This window comes from Pedobacter borealis DSM 19626 (genome assembly GCF_000708285.2).
Lineage (GTDB): Bacteria > Bacteroidota > Bacteroidia > Sphingobacteriales > Sphingobacteriaceae > Pedobacter > Pedobacter borealis.
In genome coordinates this window covers 25,775-52,475 of the sequence record NZ_JAUG01000003.1, presented here as the reverse complement: position 1 = coordinate 52,475, position 26,701 = coordinate 25,775, and the positions used below count along the sequence as shown (strand labels likewise).

At 37.7% G+C, this 26,701-nt stretch carries 28 protein-coding genes and 1 riboswitch; of the genes, 8 read left to right on the top strand and 20 right to left on the bottom strand.

The genetic code is table 11. The features are described 5' to 3' along the window. Nucleotides 1-61 precede the first annotated feature (61 nt). The 3 genes from AW17_RS01730 to AW17_RS01720 form a co-directional block, all read right to left on the bottom strand. Nucleotides 62-1,294, bottom strand: coding sequence for an MFS transporter (locus tag AW17_RS01730; RefSeq protein ID WP_029274366.1), 1,233 nt, complete (start codon nt 1,292-1,294; stop codon nt 62-64). A gap of 102 nt (nt 1,295-1,396) precedes the next feature. After that, nucleotides 1,397-1,618, bottom strand: coding sequence for a hypothetical protein (locus tag AW17_RS01725; protein ID WP_029274365.1), 222 nt, complete (start codon nt 1,616-1,618; stop codon nt 1,397-1,399). Nucleotides 1,619-1,744: 126 nt separating this feature from the next. Then, nucleotides 1,745-2,053 (bottom strand): hypothetical protein, encoded by a 309-nt coding sequence (locus AW17_RS01720; RefSeq protein ID WP_029274364.1) that lies wholly within the window; start codon nt 2,051-2,053, stop codon nt 1,745-1,747. 80 nt (nt 2,054-2,133) lie between these two features. Here AW17_RS01720 and AW17_RS01715 point away from each other — a divergent pair, with 80 nt between their 5' ends. The 4 genes from AW17_RS01715 to AW17_RS01700 all read left to right on the top strand — a co-directional run bounded on the left by AW17_RS01715 (nt 2,134) and on the right by AW17_RS01700 (nt 6,030). Next, complete coding sequence (locus AW17_RS01715; RefSeq protein ID WP_029274363.1) at nt 2,134-2,619, top strand: DUF4442 domain-containing protein; 486 nt, start codon at nt 2,134-2,136, stop codon at nt 2,617-2,619. A gap of 11 nt (nt 2,620-2,630) precedes the next feature. After that, on the top strand, nt 2,631-3,260 hold the full coding sequence (locus AW17_RS01710; RefSeq protein WP_029274362.1) for an AlbA family DNA-binding domain-containing protein: 630 nt from the start codon (nt 2,631-2,633) through the stop codon (nt 3,258-3,260). Nucleotides 3,261-3,283: 23 nt separating this feature from the next. Continuing rightward, nucleotides 3,284-4,480, top strand: a complete 1,197-nt coding sequence (locus AW17_RS01705) for a serine hydrolase domain-containing protein (protein ID WP_083488598.1) — start codon at nt 3,284-3,286, stop codon at nt 4,478-4,480. A gap of 176 nt (nt 4,481-4,656) precedes the next feature. Further along, complete coding sequence (locus AW17_RS01700; RefSeq protein ID WP_029274360.1) at nt 4,657-6,030, top strand: MATE family efflux transporter; 1,374 nt, start codon at nt 4,657-4,659, stop codon at nt 6,028-6,030. A gap of 213 nt (nt 6,031-6,243) precedes the next feature. On the opposite strand, the gene AW17_RS01695 is transcribed toward AW17_RS01700, so the two are convergent. From AW17_RS01695 to AW17_RS01665, 7 genes are all read right to left on the bottom strand, one after another. Further along, nucleotides 6,244-6,885 carry a hypothetical protein gene (locus AW17_RS01695; RefSeq protein ID WP_245234989.1) on the bottom strand — a complete coding sequence of 214 codons (642 nt, stop codon included), beginning with the start codon at nt 6,883-6,885 and terminating at the stop codon, nt 6,244-6,246. 131 nt (nt 6,886-7,016) lie between these two features. Continuing rightward, nucleotides 7,017-7,700, bottom strand: coding sequence for a pseudouridine synthase (locus AW17_RS01690; protein ID WP_029274358.1), 684 nt, complete (start codon nt 7,698-7,700; stop codon nt 7,017-7,019). 41 nt (nt 7,701-7,741) lie between these two features. Further along, nucleotides 7,742-8,644 carry a histone deacetylase family protein gene (locus AW17_RS01685; protein WP_029274357.1) on the bottom strand — a complete coding sequence of 301 codons (903 nt, stop codon included), beginning with the start codon at nt 8,642-8,644 and terminating at the stop codon, nt 7,742-7,744. Further along, complete coding sequence (locus AW17_RS01680) at nt 8,644-9,504, bottom strand: bestrophin family protein (protein ID WP_029274356.1); 861 nt, start codon at nt 9,502-9,504, stop codon at nt 8,644-8,646. The genes AW17_RS01685 and AW17_RS01680 overlap by 1 nt, the downstream gene beginning before the upstream one ends. 37 nt (nt 9,505-9,541) lie before the next feature. Further along, entirely contained in the window at nt 9,542-10,831 is a 1,290-nt protein-coding gene (gene kynU, locus AW17_RS01675; RefSeq protein WP_029274355.1) for a kynureninase, read from the bottom strand. 65 nt (nt 10,832-10,896) lie between these two features. Next, nucleotides 10,897-11,502 carry a DNA-3-methyladenine glycosylase gene (locus tag AW17_RS01670; RefSeq protein WP_029274354.1) on the bottom strand — a complete coding sequence of 202 codons (606 nt, stop codon included), beginning with the start codon at nt 11,500-11,502 and terminating at the stop codon, nt 10,897-10,899. Nucleotides 11,503-11,514: 12 nt separating this feature from the next. Continuing rightward, nucleotides 11,515-11,994 carry a GAF domain-containing protein gene (locus AW17_RS01665; protein ID WP_029274353.1) on the bottom strand — a complete coding sequence of 160 codons (480 nt, stop codon included), beginning with the start codon at nt 11,992-11,994 and terminating at the stop codon, nt 11,515-11,517. Between the two features lie 132 nt (nt 11,995-12,126). Here AW17_RS01665 and AW17_RS01660 point away from each other — a divergent pair, with 132 nt between their 5' ends. Beyond that, the gene (locus AW17_RS01660; protein WP_029274352.1) at nt 12,127-12,816 is read left to right on the top strand and encodes a DUF3291 domain-containing protein; all 690 of its coding nucleotides are present in this window, start codon (nt 12,127-12,129) and stop codon (nt 12,814-12,816) included. Between the two features lie 16 nt (nt 12,817-12,832). After that, nucleotides 12,833-13,084, top strand: a complete 252-nt coding sequence (locus AW17_RS01655; protein WP_029274351.1) for a hypothetical protein — start codon at nt 12,833-12,835, stop codon at nt 13,082-13,084. Nucleotides 13,085-13,647: 563 nt separating this feature from the next. On the opposite strand, the gene AW17_RS01650 is transcribed toward AW17_RS01655, so the two are convergent. The 7 genes from AW17_RS01650 to AW17_RS01620 all read right to left on the bottom strand — a co-directional run bounded on the left by AW17_RS01650 (nt 13,648) and on the right by AW17_RS01620 (nt 19,825). Beyond that, nucleotides 13,648-13,983 carry a Dabb family protein gene (locus tag AW17_RS01650; RefSeq protein ID WP_029274350.1) on the bottom strand — a complete coding sequence of 112 codons (336 nt, stop codon included), beginning with the start codon at nt 13,981-13,983 and terminating at the stop codon, nt 13,648-13,650. Between the two features lie 96 nt (nt 13,984-14,079). Continuing rightward, on the bottom strand, nt 14,080-14,574 hold the full coding sequence (locus AW17_RS01645) for a YMGG-like glycine zipper-containing protein (RefSeq protein WP_029274349.1): 495 nt from the start codon (nt 14,572-14,574) through the stop codon (nt 14,080-14,082). A gap of 131 nt (nt 14,575-14,705) precedes the next feature. Beyond that, nucleotides 14,706-15,431 carry a Dph6-related ATP pyrophosphatase gene (locus AW17_RS01640; RefSeq protein WP_029274348.1) on the bottom strand — a complete coding sequence of 242 codons (726 nt, stop codon included), beginning with the start codon at nt 15,429-15,431 and terminating at the stop codon, nt 14,706-14,708. Beyond that, the gene (locus AW17_RS01635) at nt 15,421-16,107 is read right to left on the bottom strand and encodes an SIR2 family NAD-dependent protein deacylase (protein ID WP_029274347.1); all 687 of its coding nucleotides are present in this window, start codon (nt 16,105-16,107) and stop codon (nt 15,421-15,423) included. The genes AW17_RS01640 and AW17_RS01635 overlap by 11 nt, the downstream gene beginning before the upstream one ends. Before the next feature lie 26 nt (nt 16,108-16,133). Next, nucleotides 16,134-17,075, bottom strand: a complete 942-nt coding sequence (locus tag AW17_RS01630; protein WP_029274346.1) for an ABC transporter substrate-binding protein — start codon at nt 17,073-17,075, stop codon at nt 16,134-16,136. A 254-nt stretch (nt 17,076-17,329) separates the two neighbouring features. Next, nucleotides 17,330-17,935: a DUF6580 family putative transport protein gene (locus tag AW17_RS01625; RefSeq protein WP_029274345.1), complete on the bottom strand. Its 606-nt coding sequence runs from the start codon at nt 17,933-17,935 to the stop codon at nt 17,330-17,332. A 21-nt stretch (nt 17,936-17,956) separates the two neighbouring features. After that, entirely contained in the window at nt 17,957-19,825 is a 1,869-nt protein-coding gene (locus tag AW17_RS01620; protein WP_051691575.1) for a TonB-dependent receptor plug domain-containing protein, read from the bottom strand. Nucleotides 19,826-19,922: 97 nt separating this feature from the next. Beyond that, a riboswitch (cobalamin riboswitch) is annotated at nt 19,923-20,117 on the bottom strand. An 84-nt stretch (nt 20,118-20,201) separates the two neighbouring features. On the opposite strand from AW17_RS01620, the gene AW17_RS01610 reads away from it, so the two are divergent. Both AW17_RS01610 and AW17_RS01605 read left to right on the top strand, forming a co-directional pair. Continuing rightward, nucleotides 20,202-21,449 (top strand): serine hydrolase, encoded by a 1,248-nt coding sequence (locus AW17_RS01610; RefSeq protein ID WP_029274342.1) that lies wholly within the window; start codon nt 20,202-20,204, stop codon nt 21,447-21,449. 106 nt (nt 21,450-21,555) lie between these two features. Then, nucleotides 21,556-22,959, top strand: coding sequence for a sigma-54-dependent transcriptional regulator (locus AW17_RS01605; RefSeq protein WP_029274341.1), 1,404 nt, complete (start codon nt 21,556-21,558; stop codon nt 22,957-22,959). A 159-nt stretch (nt 22,960-23,118) separates the two neighbouring features. Here AW17_RS01605 and AW17_RS01600 read toward each other — a convergent pair whose 3' ends face one another. From AW17_RS01600 to AW17_RS01590, 3 genes are all read right to left on the bottom strand, one after another. Further along, the gene (locus AW17_RS01600) at nt 23,119-24,909 is read right to left on the bottom strand and encodes a chloride channel protein (RefSeq protein ID WP_029274340.1); all 1,791 of its coding nucleotides are present in this window, start codon (nt 24,907-24,909) and stop codon (nt 23,119-23,121) included. Between the two features lie 40 nt (nt 24,910-24,949). Further along, a complete protein-coding gene (locus tag AW17_RS01595; RefSeq protein ID WP_029274339.1) occupies nt 24,950-25,672 on the bottom strand; it encodes an RluA family pseudouridine synthase in 723 nt (240 codons plus the stop codon). Nucleotides 25,673-25,922: 250 nt separating this feature from the next. After that, complete coding sequence (locus AW17_RS01590; protein WP_029274338.1) at nt 25,923-26,612, bottom strand: response regulator transcription factor; 690 nt, start codon at nt 26,610-26,612, stop codon at nt 25,923-25,925. Nucleotides 26,613-26,701 lie beyond the last annotated feature (89 nt).

Sequence of the window (26,701 nt, the reverse complement as noted above, 5' to 3'; positions counted from 1 at the left end):
GCTATATTGATTTATGTTTAGATAGTACATTTTATTGACATTATTTTTAGTCAGAAACTTATTATTCTTCTAAATAATCCAAATCTTTGTTGAAACTTTCTTTTAATTGGCTCAAACCAAACATCGCAATCAGGGTTAAGATTCCCATCACTAAATATCCGGCAGTAATTAATCCGTATTTATGGGTTAAAAATTCGAATAAGAATGTAATAGGGATTAATGCGCCCCTAACAAAATTAGGTGCAGTTGTAGTTACCGTAGCCCTAATGTTTGTGCCGAATTGTTCTGATGCAATGGTAACAAATGTGGCCCAATAACCTACAGAGAAGCCCATAAACAAGCAGATCCAGATAAAATTGCTACCCGTTAAGCCGAAACTGGTTAAATAAACAACTACACTCGCAACAGAAAGCAAGTGGAAGATAAAGACTGTTTTTTTTCTCGACTTTAATCCCTGAGAGAGGAGACCCGTAACCACATCGCCTATTGCAATTCCAAAATAGGTAAACATAATCCCGGTACCAGCTTTTAGTGGTTCTGTTGCACCTAAAGCTTTGCCAAATTCTGGCGCTAAGGTAACCAGGATCCCCACTACAAACCATAACGGAATACCGATTAAGATACAATAGAGATATTTCGAAAAACGTTTCCAATTGTTAAACAGCATTAAGATATTTCCTTTTGATACTTCTGTTTGGTTAGCGGCGTGTTTAAACATGCCCGATTCGAAAGTACCAACACGCAATAAAAGCAGTACCAGGCCCATTCCGCCACCTACAAAGTATGAGGTTTGCCAGGTAAATTCGGCTGCTACAGTTGCTGCAACGGCTGCACCCAATAAACCTACGGCACCAACAATCATGGTTCCATAACCGCGTTTTTCTTTATCCATGGTTTCAGCAACCAAAGTAATCCCTGCGCCAAGTTCTCCTGCTAAACCTATACCGGCAATAAACCTGATAATGGCATAACTGTTAACTGAGGTAACAAAACCATTGACAATATTGGCCAGTGAATATAAAAGGATCGAGCCAAAAAGAACTTTGATCCTTCCTAGTTTATCGCCCAGTATTCCCCACAAAATTCCGCCTAAAAGTAGACCGAACATCTGAGAATTGATGATCAAAAAGCCATCAGATTGCATATTTGCCTGCGAAACGCCAATTTCAGTTAAACTTTGAACACGAACAACAGAGAATAGAACAAGATCGTAAATGTCTACGAAGTAACCCAGAGCAGCTACAATAACTAAGAAAATTACATTACGGTTGTTTGCTTTTGCTTGAAGACCCATTTAATTATTTGGTTTAAATGCTGAAAGTACGCAATAACACAAATATTTAAAATAGATTTTTAAAATAAAAGCCACTCTTGTTTTAGAGTGGCTCTTACCTTCCTACATTGGAGGATTTTTTTTTGTGGTATCAGGTGGCATTTTGGTAGTGTCAGGCATTTTTTTAGAGGTGGTGTCTGGCATCTTTTTAGTGGTATCCATCTTTTTTGTAGAATCCGTCGCAGTACTGTCTGAAGAACCAGCCATATTTTTAGACGAATTGCATGCTGATGTGGCTATCATAAGAGAACCCGCAAAAGCAAGACTTAAGATTATTTTTTTCATAGTTTTTATTGTTATCTATCAACCTAACAACCTTATAATCATTTGGTTTTAATTTTTTTTATTTCATATTGGTTATTTTTCAACTATTGTATTGATTATTAATGTATTGTGAAACAAATAAATGTATTATTCATGATGAATCTTTAACTTATTCAGCAATTCTGGCGATATATTTTCAGCATATACACCATAACCATCTACCAATACTCCCTTTAAATTTCCCACATTTGATGAAATGGCATAAACAACCGAGCTATCAGCCGGGTCGGTCATTCCTTCGAAACGGTACACTTCTTCAATTTCAAATTCTTCAGGCTTCAGGAACAAATTGACTGATTTACATGCTAAACTTTCTGCCGTTAAATTGAAATCTAAATTATAACCACGACTATCTAAATCTGTTAAAGCGTCGGTAATGGTACCATAAACATGCATAATTCTAAATTACGGAAATATTACTAAAACAAGATCTTCAAAACTTTAAAAGGTGATAAAACTTTCTGATATTAGTAAATATGATTATTTCTCAAAACACCCTGAAATGGGTAATGCGTTTTTACCCACCCCTATTTTTTCAACGCATTTGGGTTCAGAAATTTGGAAATGAATTTAGAAGTTGTACGGTTAAGCTGAGCAAGAGTTTTTTGAATAAAAATTATAACGGTTCTATTTTTGGTGGTACAATTTATGCAGCTACAGATCCGTTTTATGCCTTATTGTTCGATCAGTTAATGCAGCGCCGAGGCTTTAAAGTCCGTGTTTGGCTAAAAAGTGCTTCTATACAATATTTAAAGCCTGGTCGTTCTACATTATACTTTACCATAACCGTAACTGATGAGATGTTGAACGAAGCAGAGTACGCACTAAAAACCGTTGGAAAGTTTGTAAAGGCCTACCCGATGGAAATTACCAATAAGGATGGCGAGCTGTGCGCTACCGTGATGAATGAAGTATATATCCGAAACCTGCATCAGGGCGAAACCCCTAGAGTAGCTTACTAATTTTTTAGATTATGCCGAGTATTAAGAGTTTAATTTTGCAGGGCGAGGGCGTTATGCTCGATTTCAAGAAAACCATTACCAATACCGAGAAAATTGCCAAGAGCCTGGTTGCTTTTGCCAATAACAAAGGTGGTAAACTATTGATTGGTGTTGCTGATGATGGATCTATTAAAGGGGTAAAATCAGAAGAAGAAGAGAAATACATGATTTTAACTGCAGCACATCAGTTCTGCAAACCGGCAATTGAGCCTTACTTCGAAGAAATTTATGTTGATGATAAATTGGTATTGGTAGTTAATATTCCTGAAAGTGATACGAAGCCACATTATGCACTCGATGATCAAAAAAAATGGTGGGCTTATATCCGCATAGACGATAAAAGCGTTCTCGCCAGTCGCATTATTCTTGAAGTGTTGAAACAGGAATATAAAAACAATGGTGTACTCATCTCCTATTCTGAAAATGAAAAAAAGCTGCTCGAATACCTGGAAGAGAACGAAAAGATTACGCTGAAAGAGTTTAGTAAACTGTTGCGCAGTTCTTACCGTAAGGCACAAAAGGTTTTGGTTAATTTAATTTTAACCAATGTAATCAAATCGCATACTTCAGAAAAAGAAGAATATTTTACGGTGGTGAAGTAGCAAATACCATAAAAAACATCAAAATGACGTATCTAAAATCAATATTCTTTTTTGTTCTTGTTTTCTGTTGCCTAACCGTTAAGTCGCAAAATTATCAGGACTCTCTAAGGCGTGAATTGACAGATTATCTGAATAAAAATAGTATCCCTGGTCTTTCGGTATCTATTTTAAACAAGAATAAAGTTGTTTTTAAAGAAGGTTTTGGCTATGCTGATATTGCTAAAAAGCAGACATATACGCCACGAACAATTCAAAATATAGGTTCAGTTAGTAAAACATTTATAGCTGTATCGCTTATGAAGGCCATAGAACTCGGTTATCTTGATTTGGAAACGGATATTAATACTATCCTTCCGTTTAAAATTGTAAATCCTTACTTACCTGATGAAATTATTAAAGTTAAATATTTAACCACTCATACTTCTGGTATTTTAGATAATCAGGAAATATACAATCGGTCTTATCGTTTTGAGGGCCCTAAAGTTCAAAATGAGTTGTTAATTAAAATGATGAAGGAGAATAATTATACTTCAGATCTTAATGATACTACTTTAATAACATTTCTAAAAGCTTATTTAACCCCTCAAGGTGCGTTATATAAAAAAGAGAATTTTAGTAATTCGAAACCTGGAAAAAGGGCCTCATACAGTAATATTGGTTCAGCACTTGCCGCTTTTCTGATTGAAGTGAAATCTGGTATGTCATTCTCCGACTTTACCCAACAGTATATTTTTAAACCACTTCGAATGAAAAATACAAATTGGTTTAGAACAAAACAAAACGCTGCAAAACAGGCGGTTCCTTATTTAACAGCAGATATCGTATTGCCTTTTTATCACCTTACAACTTACCCTGATGGAGGATTAAGAACTTCTGCTGCCGAACTGTCGTTATATGTACGGGAGATGATGAAAATGCTCAATAGTAATTCTGGTTTGATTGAGAGCACATCTGCAATTGAGATGTTTAAACCAGTATTTACGCTCCAAAGCGTACCCGAGAATATGAGTTTACAAACACGAAATAAGGGCGTTTTCTGGAATATTTACAATGATGGATATATTGGTCATGATGGTGATGACCCAGGTGCAAGTGCTAATATACTCTTCAATAAAACAACAGGTATTATCTTTATGAGTAATATTTACATTGCCGATAGAACTAAAATTCTTTCAATCCTTAAGAAATATGCTCCTTTGCTGGCGGCCTCTCCAAAATAGATTTCGGATATCAATTTTTGACCTGTGGGATAACTATGCACCAAACATGAACTTATTTAGCAAACTGCTAGTCTTAATAATTCAGCGCAACAGGGTGACCGTCTTTTTGTAAACCGAACATTAACTTTTCTACACACCTACTTTTTGAGCTTTAAAAACGCGACCTTTGCAACCCTATGTTTTCTAAAATTTACACCAAATATAAGCCCTATTACAAAGAAAATCTTCATCTGGCATTGCCAATTGTAGGTTCTCAGGTTGGTCATACTTTGGTACACATGGCCGATAGTATTATTGTCGGTCATTTTACTGATACCATTCAATTGGCTGCTGTTTCGTTAGTGAACAGCATATTTATGCTTATCCTGGTAATTGGTTTGGGTATTTCGTATGGTTTAACGCCGCTTATCGCACAGGAAAACGGTCGTCAGAATTATGATGAATGCGGAAAGCTTTTATCAAACAGCTTAATTATTAATATCTGTGTGGGGATATTTTTATACATACTGGTTCAATTAGGGATATTTTTTGTGATCGACCACCTGGAGCAAACGCCCGAGGTAGTGCGTTATGCAAAACCTTATCTGAATCTTTTATCTGTTTCAATTATCCCTTTACTGATTTTTCAGACTTTTAAGCAGTTTGCTGAAGGTTTAGGATTTACCAAACAATCCATGTTTGTTTCTATCTGGGGAAATGCGATCAACATCATTTTAGGAATCATTTTCGTAAAAGGTATGTTCGGTATTAAATCGATGGGTGTTAGTGGTGTGGGGTTAAGTACTCTAATCGACAGGATTTTAATGGCCACCGTAATGTGTTTTTATGTATTGCGTTCTCAGCATTTCAAAAAATACCTGATCAGTTTTAAAGCCACGTTTTTTGATAAAATAAGGGCGATTAAGATTGCTAAAATTGGGATGCCTGTTGCCATGCAGTACTCTTTCGAAATCAGTGCTTTTAGCGGTGCTGCAGTGCTTATCGGTACAATTGGTGCGGTAGAACAGGCTGCGCATCAGATTGCGATTAGTTTAGCCGCCATGACCTATATGATTGCCAGTGGTGTAGCCTCGGCAGCTACCATTAAAACGGGAAATAACTTTGGTAAAAATAATTTCGACGATTTACGTAAATCTGCCATAGCCAGCTATCATGTTATTTTGTTGTTTATGTCTATTACCGCAGTGATTTTTGTTCTGGCCAATAACATCATGCCCTTCATTTATACGGAAGATGCCGCTGTTATTCCCATTGCTGCCCAATTATTAATTATTGCTGGCTTTTTTCAGCTGTTTGACGGCACACAGGTGGTTGGCTTAGGTGTTTTACGTGGTGTTGGTGATGTTAATATTCCAACGTTTATTACCTTTTTAGCCTACTGGGTAGTTGGTATTCCAATTGGTTATGTATTAGGATTCCATTTTAACTTAGGCGTTAATGGCATCTGGTATGGATTAACCCTGGGTTTATTAACGGCTTCTATCCTGTTGTTTATGCGTTTTCAGAATAAAACGAAGGCTTTGGTAGGTAATTGTCATTCTGAGGGATAATTTATTATATAAAAATCAATATAAATGACATAAGGATTTTTATCGTATTGTAAGCTGCGAGGAATCGTCATTGCGAGAAGGCTTTTTCAGCCGACGAAGCAATCTTACAACGATCGCTACTAGCGTGCGCATTAAGATTGCTTCGTGCCTCGCAATGACGACCTTTCTATGGAGGTCTGTCAATGGTAGCCTGTCGAAGGAGCTTTACTCATATTATTTACCCCCAACATTAACCACAACACCAATGGTGAAGATAGAATTGCCTGCAGACATGTATTTACGGTTTTTTAAGCCAATATTACTGCTGGTGGTATATTGTAGCTGAAAAGTTTTGCTGAGCGCCATACGCGTAAAGAAAACCGGTTCAAAGAAAATATTATCTTCTTTCGGCTGAACAATACCGTTTAAAAAGAACCTATCCATCTTAATATGGCTAATCCTTAATGCTGTACCATAGTTAATTGGGAAATCTGTTCCAAATAACCGAAGGTTGTTTTTCTTTTTCGAACTGTAATTAACCTGTAAAAATGTTTTCCGGTAATCTACTTCCTGCAATTCGCTGCTGATGAGGATGTCGTCTTTATAATCGCGGAAGGTAATATCACTCCAGCCCTTCCCGACGCCTGCATAAATTTCAATAATCCGGTTGTTATCTGGACCAAAAGTATCAAAGTATCCTCCCCCAATTTCAATAAGTTTATGTCCGAAATCCTTGCTTTTTCGTTCACTATTCATTCTCGAACCACTAAAAAGTAAACCAATATGATCGGAAACGGCGTAAGCGCCATTAACACTTGCATTGCCTTTTAAAGAGATATGTGCACCGCCACTAAATTCGCCCTGTTTACTTAACATGGGGGTATTTGGTACGTTTGGCATATAAACGGAAGAACAACTGGCCGCGAAAAGCGCTAAAACTGGGAGTGTAAATCGTAAGTATTTAATCATAGATGCTATATAAACAGATTTTGATGGCAAAAATTGTGCTAAGATTCCATTTTCATGAAATCCATCACTCTTTTAAATTCGTCGTGTAAACCGGCTTTTAAATGGATTCTTTCGTTTGTGATGGGATGGGTGAATGATAATTCTGAGGCATGGAGTAACATGGTGGTCATATCCCATTGCGCTTTAAAGAATTTGTTCTGTTTGTTACAGCCATGTGTCCTATCGCCAATAATTGGATGTAGGATATGACTAAAGTGTCTTCTCAATTGATGCATCCTCCCGGTTTTGGGTCTGGCCTCTACCAATGAATACCGTGAGGTTGGATGTTTACCGAAAGCTACTGCTACTTCTGCTCTTTGAAGTGTTCTAAATGAAGTGTAAGCATCTTGCATGGTCCCGTTTTCTTTGGCTAATGGATAATCGATATCCATTGCATCGGGTGTGAAACCTCGCAGAATAGCTAAGTATTTTTTATCAGTTTCAGCATTCATAAATTGTTGATGCATAGCAATTTCAGATACTTTGTCGAAAGCAAATAATAAGATCCCGCTTGTCTTCCTGTCTAGCCTATGTACCGGACTAACATGCTTGCCTACCTGATCTCTGAGTAACTGAAGTGCGAACTCCGTGGCATCTCTTGCAATGGAAGATTGATGAACCAATAACCCATGGGGTTTGTTAATCGCAATTAGATTTTCGTCCTGATAAATAATCTCCAACATATGGCCGCGAAGATAAGGATATTATGGTTTTGTGGATGAGCTTATCCAAATAAATCAAAAGCCAGGCGGTAGGTGTTGCAGTGCGCATCTACAATATCTCTGATATCGATGGAGTAGCCTCCACCCATACTCACTTGCACTGGCAAATTTTTATCTTTACAGGCCTGTAGCACGATTCTGTCGCGCTCTTTACATGCGATTTTGCTTAATGCCAGTTTTCCCAGCTTATCGGTAGTAAGCACATCAACCCCTGATAGATAAAATACAAAATCAGGTTTGGCCCTTTCGAATGCCTTTTTTAAATTGATATTTAAAGCTGACAGATATTCGTCATCCTGCACACCATCATCTAAAGGAACATCCAGACTTGAAATTTCTTTTCTGAAAGGAAAATTTTTATCGCCATGCATCGAAAAAGTGAACACCCTTGGCTCCTTTTGAAAGATTTCTGCCGTGCCATTCCCCTGATGTACATCTAAATCGATAATTAAGATCCGCTTAGCTAAATTATTATTTAACAAGTAATTAGCTGCAACAGCCTGATCGTTCAATAAACAAAAACCTTCGCCCCAATTGCTACCTGCGTGATGGGTGCCACCTGCTACATTAAAGGCAACTCCGTTACTCATTGCAAAATGGGCTGCATCGATTGTGCCTTGGGTAATTCGCAGCTCGCGTTCTAATAGCTGCGCGTTTAAGGGGAAACCTATCCTCCTTTGGTCTTTCGTAGAAAGTGTTAAATCTCTAAGCTGTTCCCAATATGTTTTTTCATGAGTCAGGAGTATAATATCTTCAGAAACCGGTTCTGGACTAAATAAATTCTGCTGTGCTATAGTCCCTTCATGTAAAAGTTGTTCGGGTATCAATTCATATTTCAGCATCGGAAAACGGTGTCCTTCGGGTAAAGGATGCGCGTAGAGTGGATGCCAGGCAATCTTAATCATTAGCCTAAAATTTCCTCCACGTGTTTTTCAATGTTCGTGCAGATCTGGTCTACAGGAAGATCGTTTGCGTCTTCTCCAAATGGGTTCTCTATTTCTTCAGCTATCAGCTCCAAACTCGCTAATACATAGAGGATAAAGGGGACAATTGGTATCACAAAATAACCTAAACTGAATACCCAGCCAATAGGTAAAGTAACTACATAAATAAAGATAAACTTCTTGATAAAAGCACTGTAAGAATACGGAATCGGAGTGTTTTTGATGCGCTCGCAAGCACCGCAGATATCGGTAAATTGATTAAAATCGCTAGAAAGTACAATAAATTGCTCCTGCGAAATAGCGCCTTTTTCGAGTAGTTCGTATAACCTGTTAATTAAGCTTCCTGCAATCTGGTTTGGCACGTGTTTACCTTGTTCAACCTCTATCAAAAGACTGTTTTTGCCAAAATACATCCTTTCGCGTAAATGTTCTTTTAAGGCAAAAGCATATTTAGGAATGCCGTATTCGAAAAAACGGACATCTTCTTCTGTTAATTTAAGCGCTTTTATTTTCAAGGCCAGGTTGCGGCTCACATTGGTTAACGATCCCAATAACTTTCTTCCTTCCCACCACCTGTCGTATGCTGTATTTGTTCTGAAAACCAGTAGCATTGATAATACAAAGCCTAATAAGCTGTGCATCATGCCGATATTGGTCACATAGCTGCTTTTAGAAAGTTGAAAAAAATTGAGCTCTGCAAATGCCACCAAACCCGAAAAAACAGCTACCGCAAGCATTAATGGCCACAGTTTTCTAAAAGTGTCACTTTTGTGGATGTGAAAAATGAAGGTACTCCAATCTTTAGGGTTGTAATTGATCATTTTCTTGCTTTTTTATTTGACGAGCCTTTGTTCTTCTTTATCGTAAAACCTCTTTACTTACTTTTAAAAGTGCTTGCCCAGTCAAATAGACATCTTCGAAAGAGTTATAAAGAGGGACTGCGCTTAAGCGGATCACATCAGGTTCGCGCCAATCGCCAAGTATGTGGTTTGCCATTAAGCCATCAAAAATCTGTTTACCATTTTGTTGCGCGATGATGGATAACTGTGCACCTCTATCTTTAGCCACTTTAGGTGTGATGATTTTATATTGCTCCACTTCTAACTCCTTATTTACTTCATTTATAATAAATTCAAGATATGCAGTTAAAGTAATACTTTTGTTTCTTAATGGCGCAATGAAGCCTGCTTGTTCGAAAATTTGAAGGGAAGCATGATATAAAGCCATTGGCATTACCTGTGTGCAACTTACCTGCCAGCCATCTGCCCCGGCTTCTGGAATAAAGCCTTTTTCCATTTTAAAACGTTTGCTTTCCTGGTAGCCCCACCATCCTGCAAAGCGGTTCAATTCGGTGTTGCTGAAATGTTTTTCGTGAACAAAGATTCCACTTATTCCCCCCGGACCTGAGTTTTGATATTTGTATGAGCACCAGCAGGCAAAATCAACATTCCAATCGTGAAGCTTTACAGGAACGTTACCTGCGGCATGCGCCAGATCCCAGCCTACAATTGCGCCGATTTCATGCCCTGCCTTTGTAATGCTTTCCATATCGTACCATTGTCCGGTGTAATAGTTTATTCCGCCAAATAAAACCAAAGCGATCTCATCTGCATTTTCTTTGATTTTAGCCAAGATATCTTCGGTATGGAGTATTTCTTCGCCTTCATTGGGGAAAACCTCTATAATCGCTTCTTTTGGGTCGAAACCATGAAATCTTACCTGGCTTTCTATTGCGTACTGATCGGATGGGAATGCGCCACCTTCCATAATGATTTTAAAGCGTTTACCTTTAGGCTGATAGAAGCTAACCATTAACAAATGAAGGTTTACGGTTAGGGTATTCATCGGGCATACCTCCGATGGTAATGCGCCAACAATCGGGGCCATTAACTTTTTGAGTGCTTTGTGGTAGAACATCCAGGGTTCGTTTCCATCGAACCAGCCCTCTACTGCATAGTTGGCCCAGTTGTTAAGCTGACCTTTTAAAACTTCACTAGCAACTTTAGGTTGAAGCCCTAATGAGTTGCCACACAGGTAAATAAAATCTTTTCCGTTGTGGTTTGGAAATAAGAACTGAGACCTGAAATCGCGTAGTTGGTCGGTTTCGTCTTGTCTTTGTGCGAATAATAAGTTGTTTTCAAAATTCATTGCCTCAATAATACAAAAAAAGCAGATATTGTTCCCAAACCTGCTTTTCAATTTATGTTATTTTATTAAACCTTATTTGGTTTGCTCACATATTTATTGCCTTTCACAAAGAACCGCCATGGTAATAAAGCATGCTCTTTTGCGTATGCAATGCCTACGCGAGGTGTGGCAGCAATATCTTCATCTAGGTAGCGGATAGCATGATCCTCGATCCAGATTTCATCTCCGGTTAGATTTTTGGCGTTAAAAGTTTTATCTATTCCCAGTGCTTTTGCGGCAGAGCCTGGGCCAGCCGAAATAGCGCCCTTTGTATGCAGCATATTTCTACGCTGCTCAATAATGTCGATGCCAACCAAAGGTTCTATACCCCTGATTAAAACAGCATGCGGGTCGTTTTCTTTCGAACTTACAATATTGAAGAGGTTGTGCATGCCATAACAAAGATATACATAAGCAATGCCTCCATTGCTATACATCGTTTCTGTTCGGTTGGTTCTGCGGCCGCCGTAAGCATGCGAAGCTTTATCCTTTACACCAAAATAAGCTTCGGTTTCGACGATGATGCCTGCGGTGATTTCGTTATCAATTCTGGTATAGAGTATTTTGCCTAACAGATCTTTAGCCAGGCTAACCACGTCTTCATTTAGATAATATTCTTCTTTTAGTTTCAATACCTTAATTAACTATCTATTTAATATAATTGATATAACTTGCTCTAAATAAGTTTTATCTGTTTCATCAAATTTGTTTAACACTTCGCTGTCTACATCTAAAACGCCTATCACTTCACCATTAACAATCAACGGTAAAACAATTTCTGATTTAGAGGCAGATGCGCAGGCAATGTGACCAGGAAATTCTTCAACATCCGGAACGATAATGGTTTCTGCCTGTTGCCATGAGGCTCCACACACCCCTTTTCCTTTTTTAATCCGTGCACAGGCTACCGGCCCTTGAAATGGGCCCAATACCAATTCATCTTGCTTTACCAGGTAGAAACCTACCCAAAACCAGTTAAACTGTTCTTTAAGTGCTGCTGCAACGTTTGCAAGGTTTGCAATAAAATCGGTTTCACCATAAAGTAAAGCCTCTATCTGGGAGATGATCGATTGATATTGCTCTTCCTTTGATGTATTTCTGGTGATGGTTAAGTCTTCTGCCATTTTTTTTTATTTCTATAATTAAAGTTAATTATGATTTGTGAGATGTAAGGCAATAGTGAATTTTAATGACGAAAATTTGAATGACAACCTATTCTTAAAATCCTTAGTTTTGGCATCATTAACCGTGAGTTTATGATTGTAGCTTTAACCATTACCAAATTCCCTGGCCTTACCGTTCCTTTTGCATTTGTAGGGATAGCTGTTTTACGGTTGCCATTGTGGTTAAATAAGAGATGCAGGTTCTGGAAGTTAATGGGGAGCGGAAAAGATGCTCAGGTAGATTTAGCTCCTGATTATAAACATTGGGCCGTGCTTACCACCTGGGATAACCGGAGCGATTGTGGTGATTTTTATCGTCGTTCTTTTGCGCTAAAATGGTTTGGTTTCTTTGGGGTTGAAAGTTTTACTATCTTATTAAACCCTTTATCCAGTCATGGCTTATGGTCAGCAGTAGAGCCATTTAAATCCGATAAAACAAGTAATACCCATACGGGTAAGATTGCTGTAATTACAAGGGCGGCGATTAAATTTAATAAGTTAAAAGAGTTTAGGAGCAATATTAAAAGAGCAGCTGATGCCATGCGTACCGCTCCCGGTTTTATCTTGTCGGCAGGTATTGGCGAAAATCCATTTTTCGATCAGGCTACCTTTTCAATCTGGGCCGATGCTGATAGCATGAAAAACTATGCCTACAAATCTTTTGATCATTCGGATGTGATTAAGCTTACCAGGGAGCGCGAATGGTATAAGGAAGAGTTGTTTGCCCGGTTCTCGATTGTAGATAGCTGGGGCACGCTTAATGGCGTATCTGTTGAATTATAAATAAAAATATAAATAAATGAGAGTAGTAGCAGAACTTCCGCATCCAGAATGTAAGATCACGATTTTTTCGATGAATCAAAAATACATTGTAAAGTTTGAGCAGGGCACCTTTGAGCAAAGTTATAAACTCGCTGAACTTGATCTAAGCGGAGGTGGTGTTAATGATGTGTTTGAAATTATTGATGAGGAATTTATCCAAACCGTAGTGACGCGATTTAAGCTAATGCGTTCTGATTTTACGGCTGCATATAACAGGCATCAATATTAATGACTTAACTTATGTAAGTTGCTGATTACTAATTAATTTAATCGTTTATCGAAATTATATTTTGATTTTAAAGCCATTATTCGCTATCAGCAACATGCTGAATATCAGTTTTTATTTAAGTGATTTGATGTAACTTATTGATATACTTGTTTTTAAATTGATTGACAGAATATAATTCTGAGTGCTTATTTTACCAAATTAATGGGAGGTTTTGTGTTTTTTACAACTAAAGTTAATCTTAAAGCACTTTGGAAATCTAGGCCAGGTTTTATTTTAAATGTCTTAACCATATAAGGGATTTAAGAAAATATAAGGTTATTGAGCTTATATGAATCTTCTATGTCTTATATGGTTAAGAAAATCTTTTGCTTGTGGTATTTTTGAAAGAAATGATAGCTTCTATCGACGAAAGTAATTTTCTGTGTTAATCTGTGCTGCCGTGGCTTAAAATAATTGCATTCTTATCAACTCTTTGAAAGATCCTGAAACAAGTTCAGGATGACGAGTTGCCACGGAATATTCCGTGTGCTAGGTGTTTCCGCGGCTGATTATAACAAGGTGTATTAAGCAATCACTGTATCGTGTACCACTACCCTGTACCAGTTATTAGAGAATTTTTCTACAGCATCTAAATGCACTTTATCTTCCTGGTAAGCATTATGGTCTGCAATGTTGGCAAAGGTAATGGTTAGCGAATAGGTAAAAGAGTTATCGGTAACAGGGCGTACAGGTGTACCTGCCGCTAAGCCATAACTTAATGTTTTAATGTATTTTATAGGTTTTAAACTTTCGAAGAAGTTAGCGAAATCTGCGATCTCAGTTTTGGTTAGTTGAGGTTTTAACCAGAACATTACGAAGTGTTGGATCTGTTCTTTATCTGCAGTTTGGGTTTCTATCATAGTTCTTTTTTCGCTAAATATATAAATCATTTTTTTGGGTACAAAAAAAAGTCCCGATTTACATCGCGACTTTTTATATCTTTAAAAACCTTTTTTTTAGTTTTTAGGCTGCACACGGCCAGATTTTCTGTCTTCACCTCTACCGATTAAATAACCGCCACCAGCTCCAACTAATCCACCAATAATGGCACCTCTGCCTTTTTTCTTATCGATTAAAGCACCACCAACTGCTCCGGCTGCACCACCAATAACAGCGCCTTTAGCTGCATCGCTCCAACCTTTTTTCTTAGCTGTTGGTTGTGCACCACCATAAGCACTGCTAGAACCACCACCTGAGCTTGCATACGATCTAGATGAGCTTGCTCTTCTTGCTGCAGCTAATTCTGCCTGGTGTTTAGCTTCTTTTTCCTGTTCTACTTTGGCCACTTCGGCTTTTTTAAAGCTATCTAATCTTAAACTATCTTTAACTGCTTTAATTGCCAATTGTTTTTCGGCCTGTTGTTGTTTTAATGCTGCTTCTTCTTTTGCTTTATTATTACAAGCAAATAAAACTGAAGAACTTAATGCGATTACTACCAATATCTTTTTCATAACTCTTAATTTTTTAATATGACGCTTGTTTAGTTACCTAACCTCACTAAACAGGTTTCAATGGGATGTGTGATTTAGTTAATTACCCATACTAAAGAAAAAATGATGCCAAAATGTTTTGAAAAGAAAAATTATTCCAATAAATCTATATACCAGAAACCAGAAAGCGCTGTTGTTGAACAAGGTGAATCTTCATTAGCCGTTGTTTTACTTGGTGCGTTATAAGTTCTGAATACCTTCTCTCCGATGGTGAAAGTAATTTTGTTCTTGAAAATTGGTCCTTCAAAAGCAAAGGTATGAAACTCTCCGTTTTCGCCACAAGGATCAATATCTGCCGGAAGTTGCTTGATTAAATCAAGGCTGATTACTTTTCCACAAAAATTTTCGAGATTTTGCTGTGTGCAAACAATGATGGTTTTATAGTTCAGGTTTAGGAATTCTTCAATTAAATGTTTTGTATCTTTTTTCCAAAGTGGGAAAATAGCCTTAAGCCCAATTTCTGCTAATTTGTTTTCGCGATAAGTACGTAAATCCACTAAAAAGATATCACCAAAAATAGAATGGGTAATACCCTCCTCTTTAAATTTAGAAAGATGATGCTTCATGGTACCGTCGTAAGTTTCCATATCTGGCATTTCGCCCAAATGGATCTGATACAGCGGAATACCAATGCTTTCGGCCTGTTTAATCAGTAAAGCTTCTCTAACGCCATGCATCGAAACACGGTTGTATTTTTCAGTAACTGTAGTAATCAGGTAACGGATTTCGATGGTAGGATCTTGTAGGGCATGGTGTAAGGCCAGTGTACTGTCTTTACCACCACTCCAATTAAAAATGCAAAGCTTTTTATCTGGCATTGGCTAATATTTCTTTTAATTCTGTAATGCCTTCTACAGCGTTTTTCTCGATGTTGATCACGTTTTTATAACGTTTTACATCGGGTGTTCTTGGATCGATAATGTATTTGTCGACAAAGGAAGGCACAAAATCGATTAAACCTGCCGCCGGATAAACGGCCAATGAAGTTCCGATCAGTACAAACAAGTCTGCCTGTTTGCAAAGTTTAGCGGCTACCTCTATCATGGGTACTGCTTCACCAAACCAAACTACATGCGGCCGAAGTTGAGAACCCAACTCGCAAAGCTCCCCCATTTTGATTTCTGAACCAGTGATGGGATAGGTTAAATCTGATTTTCTATCAGATTGAGACTTGGTAATTACGCCATGAAGATGGGTAACTTTGGTAGAGCCTGCCCTTTCGTGTAAATCATCGATGTTTTGGGTAATAATTTCAACGTCGAAGTCTTTTTCCAACTCGGCAAGCACCTGGTGGGCCAGATTTGGTTTTGCAGCTAAAACCTGTCTTCTTCTTTCATTATAAAATTCTTGCACCAATCCGGGATTTCTTTCCCAGGCCTCTGGGGTAGCTACATCGTAAACATTATAGCCCTCCCATAATCCATCAGAATCCCTAAATGTTTTTAACCCACTTTCGGCACTGATTCCTGCTCCTGTTAAAACAACTAATTTCATAATTATGATTACACAGATTTAAATGATTACACTGATTTTAGTAATTTAACAGACCGGCTGTAGCTGATGAATTTTTTGGCTATGTTTTCGTCTGCCTTAAATATCTCCGGGTGAAACATACAGGCTAAAGCTTGTATACCTTCAACCAGCGTACCTACGCTCGGCTGAGTGAACATATCAAAATCTGCAATATAAACCTGATTATTTTTTACTGCCTCAAGATCGGTCCAGCCTGATTTTGACGTTAACAGCTCCATTTCTTCCATGCTTCTTTTCATGTCAAAACCACATGGTGCGATAACCAAAACCTCTGGGTTATATTTCAGGATTTTATCCCACTGGGTTACAATAGAGTCGCCACCAGGATTAGACAACATATCAACGCCACCGGCTGCAGCAATCTGAAAAGGAATCCAATGTCCGCAATTGTATATCGGTTCGATCCACTCCATTAGCATAATCCTTTTTAACGGTGCACGGTTTGCCCTAAGCTGATCTAAAATATGATCTGTTTTCTTTTGCAGGCCTGCCAGATAGTTTAACGCTACCTCTTCCTTTCCTAAAGCCCTGGCAATGGTAATGGCGCAATCGAAAACATCCTGTAAGTTATTTGGGGATAAAGGTACCAGCGTTGGCTGTTTGCTAAGCTTCATTACGGCTGTTTCGGTACAAACCGTATCGATGTTGCACACCTCGCATATATCTTGTGTGAAAACCACATCGGGCGCGATGCTTTCCAACAGTGCATCATCTACCCAATACAAACTTTTGCCTTGTGCTTTTGATGCCGAAAAGATCCGGTCTATTTCGATACTCGAATAGTTTTTGCCTTCTAATATGCAACGTACAACTTTTGGCTGATCTGCGGCCTCTTTAGGGCATTCGAATGTTACGCCATGCAGGTATTCTTGCAGGCCCATATCGTAAATCATTTTAGTGGCAGCAGGTAAAAAGGAAACAACTTTCATATCTATATTTTATGCGTCATCCTGAACTTGTTTCAGGATCTATTATTCTTAACGTCAGGTACCCATAAGGTAGATCCAGATAGTTTTATAGCCTCTAAGATAAAGAAAATCTAATCGTCGTCTTATGAGATGCTGAAATAAATTCAGCATGACGATAAACCTTAAGTTAAAAAAAATCCTCTTTTGAATCGAATCAAAAGAGGATTTCTATATTGTTTTTACTTGATAGATGTTATACCAAATAATAGATATTACTACAACTCTTGTGTCTGCAGTTTTAATACCGGGTATTTTGCTTTTAAAATTTCAAAAGCGCCAAAAAGCAAAGCACCATAGATTATTGTCCCTTCTAAGAATCTGATTTCGAACGGAATGGCTTTAATTAAGCAATCTATAAAACCATTTAAGTTTTGTGTATACAGTGGGTTTTTATACCATGAGCCGATATCACTTATAATCCAATGGATGAATACAATTATGATTGTAGACAGGAATAAGCTGGCAATATTTACCTTTTTTAATAAGAATCGACCTGCCAAAACCATTAATGCAATTGCAAGGTATGTCCAAAGTTCTTGAACTAAAAACATATCTACATACTGTTTATAAATGGTTGTATAAAGTACTAAATCGCTTAAAAACAAACTCAATAGCGGAAAAGCGAATGCTTTAAGATGATCTTTAAAATATGCTCCTCCAAATAAAGCTACTGCTCCTATTGATGAAAAATTGGCAAACTTTAATTCATCTGAGTTGAATGTTACCAGCAAACGTAAAGCCGTTATTGCCAATATCATTAACAACAAAATTAAAGTGCGTGGATTAAATTTTAAATGAGACTTGCTATTTCTGGTTAATATTTAAGCAAAGTTAAATTTTTATTAGCGGATATTAAAACTTACACCTGTATTAAAGTTGAAGCCCAGGCTATTGTAACCAATAATTTCGCTGTATTTTTCGTTCAGAATGTTTTTTACATCAAAAAATATCTTTACGCGTTTCTTTGCCAATGCATATTCGGCATAAGCATTTAACAATTTATAAGCAGGTAGATTGTCGACTGTATACGTGTTAAAATTACCATCGGTACGTTTGCCGAAATAACGGTAATTTGCACTCACATATAAATTGCTCGTTGCCTGTGCACCTGCAGTAATGCCAAATGTATGTTTTGGTCTGCGGAAAAGATAGTTAGCAACGGCATTATCAACAAAATTGAACTCATTGCCTTCTACATAAGCGTAATAGCCATTAATGTTAAACACACTGAATTTAACTGCTGGTTCAACTTCGAAACCTTTGGTTTTCTGACTTACCTGGTTAATGTATCCGTTAGGGTAAGCATAAATAATGGCGTCAGTTAAATCGCGTTTGTACCCTGCTAAACGTAAGCTAAATTTGTCGCCAGCAAAGCTAAAATTAACGCCAGCTTCGTAATTCTTCGATTTTTCCGGCTTTAAATCCAAATTAGCACCAAACTGACCAAAAAGCATGTTTAAGGTAGGGACTTTAAATGCTGTTGAAACGGTTCCAAATAATTTTATCTCCTTAATGATATTGATGCTTGGGGTAATTGAGTAGGTATAGTTTTCGCCATATTGTTCGTGTTTATTGTAACGTCCGCCTACTTCAAGGTTAAACACACTTAAATCGTGTAAGAATAATGATCCGTAAGCGGCAAAAATGTTGGTTTCCGGTTTATCTGTCGCTGATGATAATTTCATCACACGGTTATCGATACCCACCAATAAATCGAGTTTGTTACCCAATTTTTGGTTGTAGAATAAATCCAATAGCGATACCCTTCCTTCGTTAATGCTTGGGTACTGGCTGTGCGCATCGTTTCTGGTACTTTCGAAACTATAGTTTAACGTTACTTTACCAGTTGCAAATTCGTATTTGGCATTGGTACCTGCAGCAAAGTTTTTCAGGATAGAATAATTGTTTGCATCGGTAAAAGCGCCACCATCAAACTTGTAATTGCCATAATAATAGCGTACAAATGGATTTACAGAGAAATGATTATCCAGTTTGATTCCGAAATTAGCATTTAAGGCATCAGTTTTAAAGCCGTCTTTATCAAATACGGCTGTACTTCCCACTGGTGTTGCCGCTTCTGAAATTCCATCGGTTTTGGTATGGGTATAGTTAATATTATACGAAAAATCTTCAACACCACCGTTTAAGCCAATGGTTCCTTTGTAAGTTTCGTAACTGCCTGCACTGACCACACCATAAATGGTATTGCCTTTTGGGCCACCTTTTTTAGTGATGATATTAATTACACCTGCAACAGCATCAGAACCATAAATGGTAGACTGACCGCCTCTTAAAATTTCGATGTGATCGATGTGATCGATAGAAATCAATCTTAAATCGAATGCACCTCCGTTTCCTGATGGATCGTTTTGCACAATACCATCAATTAAAACCACGGCATAAGCACTTCCTGCACCTCTAAAAAATACCGATTTGTTTAATCCCGGATTGCTGCTTGAACCTGCTACAATAATCCCTGCCTGCTCGCTAATAAGTTGTGGCAATGATTTTCCGTTACTGAGCTCCAATACTTCACGACTGATGATCGTAACCACTTTACCTATCTGTGATTGTTTCTGGTCATTTTTTGTTGCAGAAATTACAACATCTTTGAGCTGCAAACTGTCTTGTGTTTGAGCATTAGCCACCTGGCTAATCATTAACTGCGCTAGCCCTAAACTGGCTACAGTTAGCATTCTTTTTTTGTTCATTTGATTGTGGTTTTGCCCACAGCCAACAGATAGAAAAGGAAATGAAAATACGAAAAACGTTAAGTACCTCAATCCTAGCTTCAATCCCCGAAAGCTATGAAATTAAATGCTGAAGGCAGGTCTTCTGACTTACTCCCGGGTTTCCGGCCTTCCCATCCCGACAAGTCGGAACAGTGGCAGATTGATTGGAAATCCGTTATGGAGCTTACAGCTGCGGGACAGTTACAGATTTACACTGTATTCCCTTTTAATTCCGGGTGTAAAGCCGGAAACCAAAAGCGCTGCAAAAGTAACAAAATTAAACAACATGTAAAATGGATGATGGAAAATGGTGGTTTTAATAGAAAAAGCTAAATTAGAAATCAAATTTTTACCCATGAGAAGAATATTAATTGTTACATTTTCATTAATAAGCCTATCTGTTATGGCGCAAAAAACCGATACTGTTTTTTTGAAGAAACTGATGGAGTCTAAGCCTGAGCTTTTTTCTGCTGTACTTCATCATCCTGATCAAAACCAGATCCAGATTCTCTATACCCAGGTTAACCGCGATGCGAAGAATAAACCCACTTTTAAAACCTTTAGCTACAATTTAGACCCACACCATTATTTTTATCCTGCCAGTACGGTTAAACTAGCCGCTGTAATTTTTGCTTTAGAGAAAGTAAACCGCTTAAAAAATACAGGCTTAACGGCTAAGAGTACCATGATTACCGATAGTGCCTATAAAGGACAAACGAAGGTTTTAACAGATACAAGTGCTAAAAATGGGCTTCCATCGATAGAACATTACGTTAAAAAGATTTTGCTTACCAGTGACAATGATGCTTTTAACCGTTTATTCGAGTTTATTGGTCGTGCCGAAATTAATGAAAAACTGAAAGCTAACGGATTATACGATAGCCGCATTTTAAACCGCCTCGCCATTGGCGATGCAGGAGAATCGGCGAAACATACCAATCCCATCAAATTTTACAATGGCGAACAATTGGTGTATGATCAAGCTGCCCAGTACGATTCAAAAGAATATGAATTAAAATTAAGCAACCTGGTAATGGGCACTGGATACATGGACAGTACCAACAAGCTGGTAAACAAACCTTTCAGTTTAGCGGGGAAAAACGCTTTCGCCATTAACGATCAACAGAAACTGATGCAGAAATTGATTTTTCCTGATGCTTTTCCGGTTAAAGAACGGTTTAACCTTACTAAAGAAGATTATAAACTCATTTATACTTATATGAGTAAGTATCCAACCGAAAGTGATTTTCCTAAATACGATCCGAAAGAATTTTGGACTACTTACGCAAAAATGTTATACTATGGACGGGAACAGGTAACTCCTGATCCAAATATCCGCATCTTCAATAAATATGGTGATAGTTACGGCTATATCATTGATAACTCTTATTTCGTTGATTTTAAAAATGGAATTGAATATTTCCTAACCGCGGTTGTTCATAGTAATGAGGATGGCATATTTAACGATAATAAATACGAGTACGAAACAGTTTGTTTTCCATTTATGAAAAATCTGGGCATAACCATTTACGAATTGGAACTAAAAAGAGCTAAAAAACATAAGCCCGATTTAAGTAAGTTCAAAATGGATTATACTTATTAAAACCTTTCGCATCTTTTAAGGTTTATAGCGTATTAATTGTATAAAAAACTATACATTAATTAAAAAATAATATATTCGCATTTCAAAATTAAAGGATACATCTCTAATGGCTAAACTATTAATAATTGATGATGAGCGTGCGATAAGGAGTACCTTACGCGAAATTCTGGAGTACGAAAATTACGATGTTGAAGATATCGATAACGGTATTGATGGCCTCGAAATGATCAAAAAAGGAAATTTCGACTTGGTACTTTGCGATATCAAGATGAATAAGATGGATGGTATGGAAGTGCTGGAACAGGCACAGATCATTAAACCCGATTTGCCATTCATTATGATATCTGGTCATGGAACAGTTGAAACTGCCATTGAAGCCAGTAAAAAAGGAGCTTTCGATTTTATTTCGAAACCACCAGATTTAAACCGGTTATTAATTACGGTCCGCAATGGTTTAGACCGTGGAAATTTAGTTACCGAAACCAAGGTCTTAAAACGTAAAGCGAGTAAAACCAGAGAGATTTTAGGCGAATCGGAAAGCATTTCTAAAATTAAAGAAACCATAGAGCGCGTGGCCCCTACCGAAGCCCGTGTATTAATTACTGGAGCAAATGGTAGCGGTAAAGAATTGGTAGCCCGTTGGTTACACGAAAAATCGAACCGTGCCGATAGTCCTTTAATTGAAGTGAACTGTGCGGCTATTCCATCAGAACTGATTGAAAGTGAGTTGTTTGGCCACGAGAAAGGTTCATTTACTTCTGCTGTTAAACAACGCATCGGTAAATTTGAACTGGCCAATGGAGGTACTTTATTTTTGGATGAGATTGGCGATATGAGCCTTTCTGCCCAGGCAAAAGTTTTACGTGCCTTACAAGAGCATAAAATTTCGCGTGTAGGTGGCGAAAAGGAAATTGAAGTAAATGTTCGTGTTTTAGCGGCAACCAATAAAGATTTAATGAAAGAAATCGAAGATGGTAACTTCCGTATGGATTTATACCACCGGTTAAATGTAATCAATATCCATGTTCCGCATTTAACGGAGCGTACAGATGATATTCCGGTTATTGCGCAAAACTTTTTAGAAAATATTTGCAGCGATTATGGAATGCCTGTGAAGAAAATAAATGAAGCGGGTATGGCTGCTTTAAAGGCCTTACCGTGGACAGGTAACGTACGTGAATTACATAACATGATTGAGCGATTGATTATTTTGAGTGATAAGGTAATTAACGAAAATGATGTACGTGCATTCGCTAATCCAGGAGGCGGTACAAACATTGGTGCTGCAACCAGTGCACAGATTGCCGGTGCCGGCGGTTCGACTCTGGCTTTTTCTTTCGATTCGTTCAATAACTTCCAGGATTATAAAGATCATGCAGAGCGCGAATTCATCAAATTCAAGCTGGAAAAGAACAACTGGAATGTATCAAAAACGGCGGATGAGATTGATATCCAAAGAAGTCATTTGTACAGCAAAATTGAGAAGTTTGGTTTAAAGAGAGCTGAGTAACCCCTAGCCCCTAAAGGGGAGATCGACTATACTTTTTTTTATAATTTAAAGTTGAAATGAGCAGATTATCTTAATCATTTCAACTTTTTTTATTAAAGATAATTATGTTGAAGTAATGACGTACGGGGAATTTGAAGTCCCCTCAAGGGGATTTAGGGGTTAGCCCATGTAATCATTCTGCCTCATTAGCAATGCCCTGTATTTATTAAAAATTGCGGTTTTAGAAACAAAACCTAAGTATTGGTTCTGCGCAGTTAATACCGGTAAAATCCATACATTATCTTGCTCCATCTTCTCTAATACCATTTTCAGATCATCATTTTCGGTAATGGCGTTTGGTGCAGGTTGTACCAAATAAGAAGCTAGCAAATTTTCCTTATCAGGGTGATTAATCATTTCATTAAATAGCTCTTCTATATAAATGATGCCCTTAAAATCGCCCAGTTCATCTGTGACAGCACATATATTTTTACGCGATTGCATGATTTCGTTCATCTTAACCGAAATTTGATCATTCATGTTTAATCGAGGATAGGTTTTCTCGATCAAATACTTTAGTTTCATCTGATTTAAAACAGTCGTATCCTTATCATCATGCGATAACAGTTCTCCTTTATCCGCTAATGCTTTTGTATAAATAGAATGTTTTTGAGCGCTGCGGTTAATGGCATAAGAAATGGCAGTGGTAATCATTAGCGGTACCATTAAGATATATCCACCAGTAATTTCGGCAATCAGGAAGATGCCAGTTAAGGGAGCATGCATAATCGAGCCCAAAGCAGCAGCCATACCTGCAACAATAAAGTTCGAAACATTTAATTGCGCCAAACCAGATAAATTTACCACATAGGCAAAGATAAACCCGATTAAACCGCCCATAATTAAACTGGGCGCAAACGTTCCGCCGTTACCACCAGCGCCCAAGGTAACCAAAGTCGCTATCGACTTCATGAAAATGGTTACCACTGTAAACAACACCACTAAAGCCGGAATTGTATTGTAATCGGCGAAAATACTATTATTGATCACTGTTTGGTAATCGCCTTTTAACAGTCCCTTTATTGTGATATAACCTTCGCCGTAAAGTGTTGGGAATAGAAAAACCAAAACTCCAAGCATTAAACCACCCACAATAACTTTGGTATAAGGATGTTTTATTTTATAGAATAATCCTTTTACAGCATAATTGGCTTTTGTAAAATAAATGGAGAATAAGCCGATAAAACAAGCCAGTATCACATAATAAAACAATGCGTTCACCTTCCATCCTTCTGTAACCAAAAAGAAAAGTTGCTGTGTGTAGAATAATCTTGCTACTACTGCAGCTGTTGCAGCCGATAATAAAAGCGGGATAAACGCAGGAATGGTAAACTCTGGTAATAAAATTTCGATAGCAAATACAATCCCAGCCACTGGACTATTAAATGCTCCTGCAATACCTGCTGCTGCGCCACAGGCCACTAGCATGGTAATTTCGCGATATGATAAACCCAGTAAACGGCCAAGGTTTGAGCCTATTGCAGATCCACTTGTAACAATTGGTGCTTCCAAACCTGTTGAACCACCAAAACCTACCGTAACGGCTGCGGTAATAATCTGCGAATAAATATTGTGTGCTTCTACCTTGCTCGATTTTTTCGAAATGGCATAAAGCAATGGGGTTAAACCTGTTTCGAATTTAGTTTTACGGATAAAATACTTGATGTACAAAACCGTTAAGAAAATACCGATCATCGGAAAAACAAAATACAGGTAGTATTTATATTTCCAGTGCCAATCTGATTGAAGAAATTCTTCGATGTGATGCGTTAGGCTCTTTAGAGCGGCGGCGGCTAATCCTGCTAAAACCCCAACAATTACAGCGAGGATAATTAAGAAATTACGGTTTGATATTTTAGATTTTCGGTACTGATTAATCTTATTAAGGTAATTTACAAATTTAATGTACATCTTATCAGTATTTCAAAGTCCCCTTCTGGGGATTTAGGGGTTATGCATCAAATTTATCCAATAACTTAATTAAGGTTGCAAAATCTTTTGGGTATGGTGCATCGATCACAATATCTTTGTCGTCTAATCCTTTAAAAACCAGGTGCCTGGCATGTAATGCGAAACGTTTCATAATGGGTTGCTCCTCTTCGCCTTTGGTTAATTTATAACCTCTCTTAATTGACGAAAGAAAAACAGGTTTCCCTTTGTACATATCATCGCCAACAATGGCTGCCCTTTGTGTTGCTAAGTGAATACGGATCTGGTGCATACGGCCAGTTATTGGCTTGCACTCAACCAGTGTATAATGTTTGTAGTATTTTAACGAATCGAAAATGGTTTCTGCTCTTTTGCCTTCTGCCCTATCAATGGTTACATTTTTATTGCCATCGTTCAAGATCGGAAGATCAACGGTTAACTGGTCGAAAATGACATGCCCATCTACTACCGCATGATAGGTTTTATTCACCTTTCTTCTTTCGAACTGCATAGAAGCATGACGGTAACCTTCAGGATTTTTGGCGATAATTAAAGCGCCAGAAGTTTCTTTATCCAAACGGTGACAAACCTGTGCATCATCACTATACTGTTTGGCCAGGCGTAACACATTGGTTTCTCCAGATCCACCACGTTCATCGAGCGAGGCTAAAAATGGAGGTTTATTGATAACAATAAAATCGTTGTCTTCGAAAAGAATAAGGTCTTTAAAATTTGGAAACTTCAAACTGTGCTGTAATTAATGAAGCGCAAAAATACGATTTTATTTTTTTAAGGCGGGCGTCACCCTGAATTTATTTCAGGGACTCAATCAAGGAAGATGCTGATCCCGAATATTCGGGACAGCATGACGATTTTTTTAAGGAGTGCCGTCCTCCTGAACTTGTTTCAGGATCTAATTAACAACGCATAAAAAAACACAGATTAATCATCAGAAAAAATCTGCGCTAATCTGTGTCTATCTGTGGTAAAGCTATTTAAGAAAGCTCAAACTTATAACCTACTCCTTTTACGGTTGATACATAAGTTTCGCCTAATTTTTCTCTTAGTTTACGGATGTGAACATCAATAGTTCTATTGGTTACTACTACCGAATCCTCCCAGATATTTTTAAGGATCGATTCGCGGGTATAAACTTTTCCTGGTTTTGATGCCAACAAGTATAAAAGTTCAAATTCTTTTTTTGCCAATACCACTTTGTTACCGCCTTGAAAAACCAAATAGGCTTCACGATCGATTACTAAATCGCCAATTTCCAATTTGTTCTCTGATACTTCTTCTGTTCCTGTATTTCGTCTCAAAATCGCGTTAATGCGGCTAACTAAAGCACGTGGTTTAATTGGTTTTGCGATATAATCATCAGCACCCACATTAAAACCTGCTATTTCTGAATACTCTTCACTTCTGGCGGTTAAGAAAACCATAAATGTATTCTTGAATTCGGGTATTGCACGCATTAAACGGCAAGCCTCAATTCCATCCATTTTAGGCATCATAATATCCAGAATAATCAAATCCGGATGCACCTTTTTCGCAACAGTAATTCCTTCTTGGCCATTGGTAGCTGTGAAAACCTGATAACCCTCTTTTTTAAGGTTATATTCAATAAGCTCCAGAATATCTGGTTCATCATCAACAATTAATATTTTCTGACCTGCGTTGTTCATAGTTAAATATTTGTTACGAAAGTAGTGTCTATGATGCAATATTTAGTTAAGCCTAAGTTAATAAATTGTTAATTACTTAAATTAGTTTA

What these genes read in the sequence shown, in the direction of transcription:
- AW17_RS01590 (WP_029274338.1), bottom strand. Translation starts at nt 26,612, where the DNA reads ATGAACAACGCAGGTCAGAAAATATTAATTGTTGATGATGAACCAGAT.
- AW17_RS01715 (WP_029274363.1), top strand. Translation starts at nt 2,134, where the DNA reads ATGATTATTTCTCAAAACACCCTGAAATGGGTAATGCGTTTTTACCCA.
- AW17_RS01600 (WP_029274340.1), bottom strand. Translation starts at nt 24,909, where the DNA reads ATGTACATTAAATTTGTAAATTACCTTAATAAGATTAATCAGTACCGA.
- AW17_RS01685 (WP_029274357.1), bottom strand. Translation starts at nt 8,644, where the DNA reads ATGATTAAGATTGCCTGGCATCCACTCTACGCGCATCCTTTACCCGAA.
- kynU (WP_029274355.1), bottom strand. Translation starts at nt 10,831, where the DNA reads ATGAATTTTGAAAACAACTTATTATTCGCACAAAGACAAGACGAAACC.
- AW17_RS01700 (WP_029274360.1), top strand. Translation starts at nt 4,657, where the DNA reads ATGTTTTCTAAAATTTACACCAAATATAAGCCCTATTACAAAGAAAAT.
- AW17_RS01695 (WP_245234989.1), bottom strand. Translation starts at nt 6,885, where the DNA reads ATGTTAAGTAAACAGGGCGAATTTAGTGGCGGTGCACATATCTCTTTA.
- AW17_RS01690 (WP_029274358.1), bottom strand. Translation starts at nt 7,700, where the DNA reads ATGTTGGAGATTATTTATCAGGACGAAAATCTAATTGCGATTAACAAA.
- AW17_RS01680 (WP_029274356.1), bottom strand. Translation starts at nt 9,504, where the DNA reads ATGATCAATTACAACCCTAAAGATTGGAGTACCTTCATTTTTCACATC.
- AW17_RS01610 (WP_029274342.1), top strand. Translation starts at nt 20,202, where the DNA reads ATGAGAAGAATATTAATTGTTACATTTTCATTAATAAGCCTATCTGTT.
- AW17_RS01730 (WP_029274366.1), bottom strand. Translation starts at nt 1,294, where the DNA reads ATGGGTCTTCAAGCAAAAGCAAACAACCGTAATGTAATTTTCTTAGTT.
- AW17_RS01640 (WP_029274348.1), bottom strand. Translation starts at nt 15,431, where the DNA reads ATGCCAGATAAAAAGCTTTGCATTTTTAATTGGAGTGGTGGTAAAGAC.
- AW17_RS01650 (WP_029274350.1), bottom strand. Translation starts at nt 13,983, where the DNA reads ATGATAGAAACCCAAACTGCAGATAAAGAACAGATCCAACACTTCGTA.
- AW17_RS01665 (WP_029274353.1), bottom strand. Translation starts at nt 11,994, where the DNA reads ATGGCAGAAGACTTAACCATCACCAGAAATACATCAAAGGAAGAGCAA.
- AW17_RS01725 (WP_029274365.1), bottom strand. Translation starts at nt 1,618, where the DNA reads ATGAAAAAAATAATCTTAAGTCTTGCTTTTGCGGGTTCTCTTATGATA.
- AW17_RS01720 (WP_029274364.1), bottom strand. Translation starts at nt 2,053, where the DNA reads ATGCATGTTTATGGTACCATTACCGACGCTTTAACAGATTTAGATAGT.
- AW17_RS01705 (WP_083488598.1), top strand. Translation starts at nt 3,284, where the DNA reads ATGACGTATCTAAAATCAATATTCTTTTTTGTTCTTGTTTTCTGTTGC.
- AW17_RS01710 (WP_029274362.1), top strand. Translation starts at nt 2,631, where the DNA reads ATGCCGAGTATTAAGAGTTTAATTTTGCAGGGCGAGGGCGTTATGCTC.
- AW17_RS01620 (WP_051691575.1), bottom strand. Translation starts at nt 19,825, where the DNA reads ATGAACAAAAAAAGAATGCTAACTGTAGCCAGTTTAGGGCTAGCGCAG.
- AW17_RS01605 (WP_029274341.1), top strand. Translation starts at nt 21,556, where the DNA reads ATGGCTAAACTATTAATAATTGATGATGAGCGTGCGATAAGGAGTACC.
- AW17_RS01655 (WP_029274351.1), top strand. Translation starts at nt 12,833, where the DNA reads ATGAGAGTAGTAGCAGAACTTCCGCATCCAGAATGTAAGATCACGATT.
- AW17_RS01660 (WP_029274352.1), top strand. Translation starts at nt 12,127, where the DNA reads ATGATTGTAGCTTTAACCATTACCAAATTCCCTGGCCTTACCGTTCCT.
- AW17_RS01645 (WP_029274349.1), bottom strand. Translation starts at nt 14,574, where the DNA reads ATGAAAAAGATATTGGTAGTAATCGCATTAAGTTCTTCAGTTTTATTT.
- AW17_RS01635 (WP_029274347.1), bottom strand. Translation starts at nt 16,107, where the DNA reads ATGAAATTAGTTGTTTTAACAGGAGCAGGAATCAGTGCCGAAAGTGGG.
- AW17_RS01630 (WP_029274346.1), bottom strand. Translation starts at nt 17,075, where the DNA reads ATGAAAGTTGTTTCCTTTTTACCTGCTGCCACTAAAATGATTTACGAT.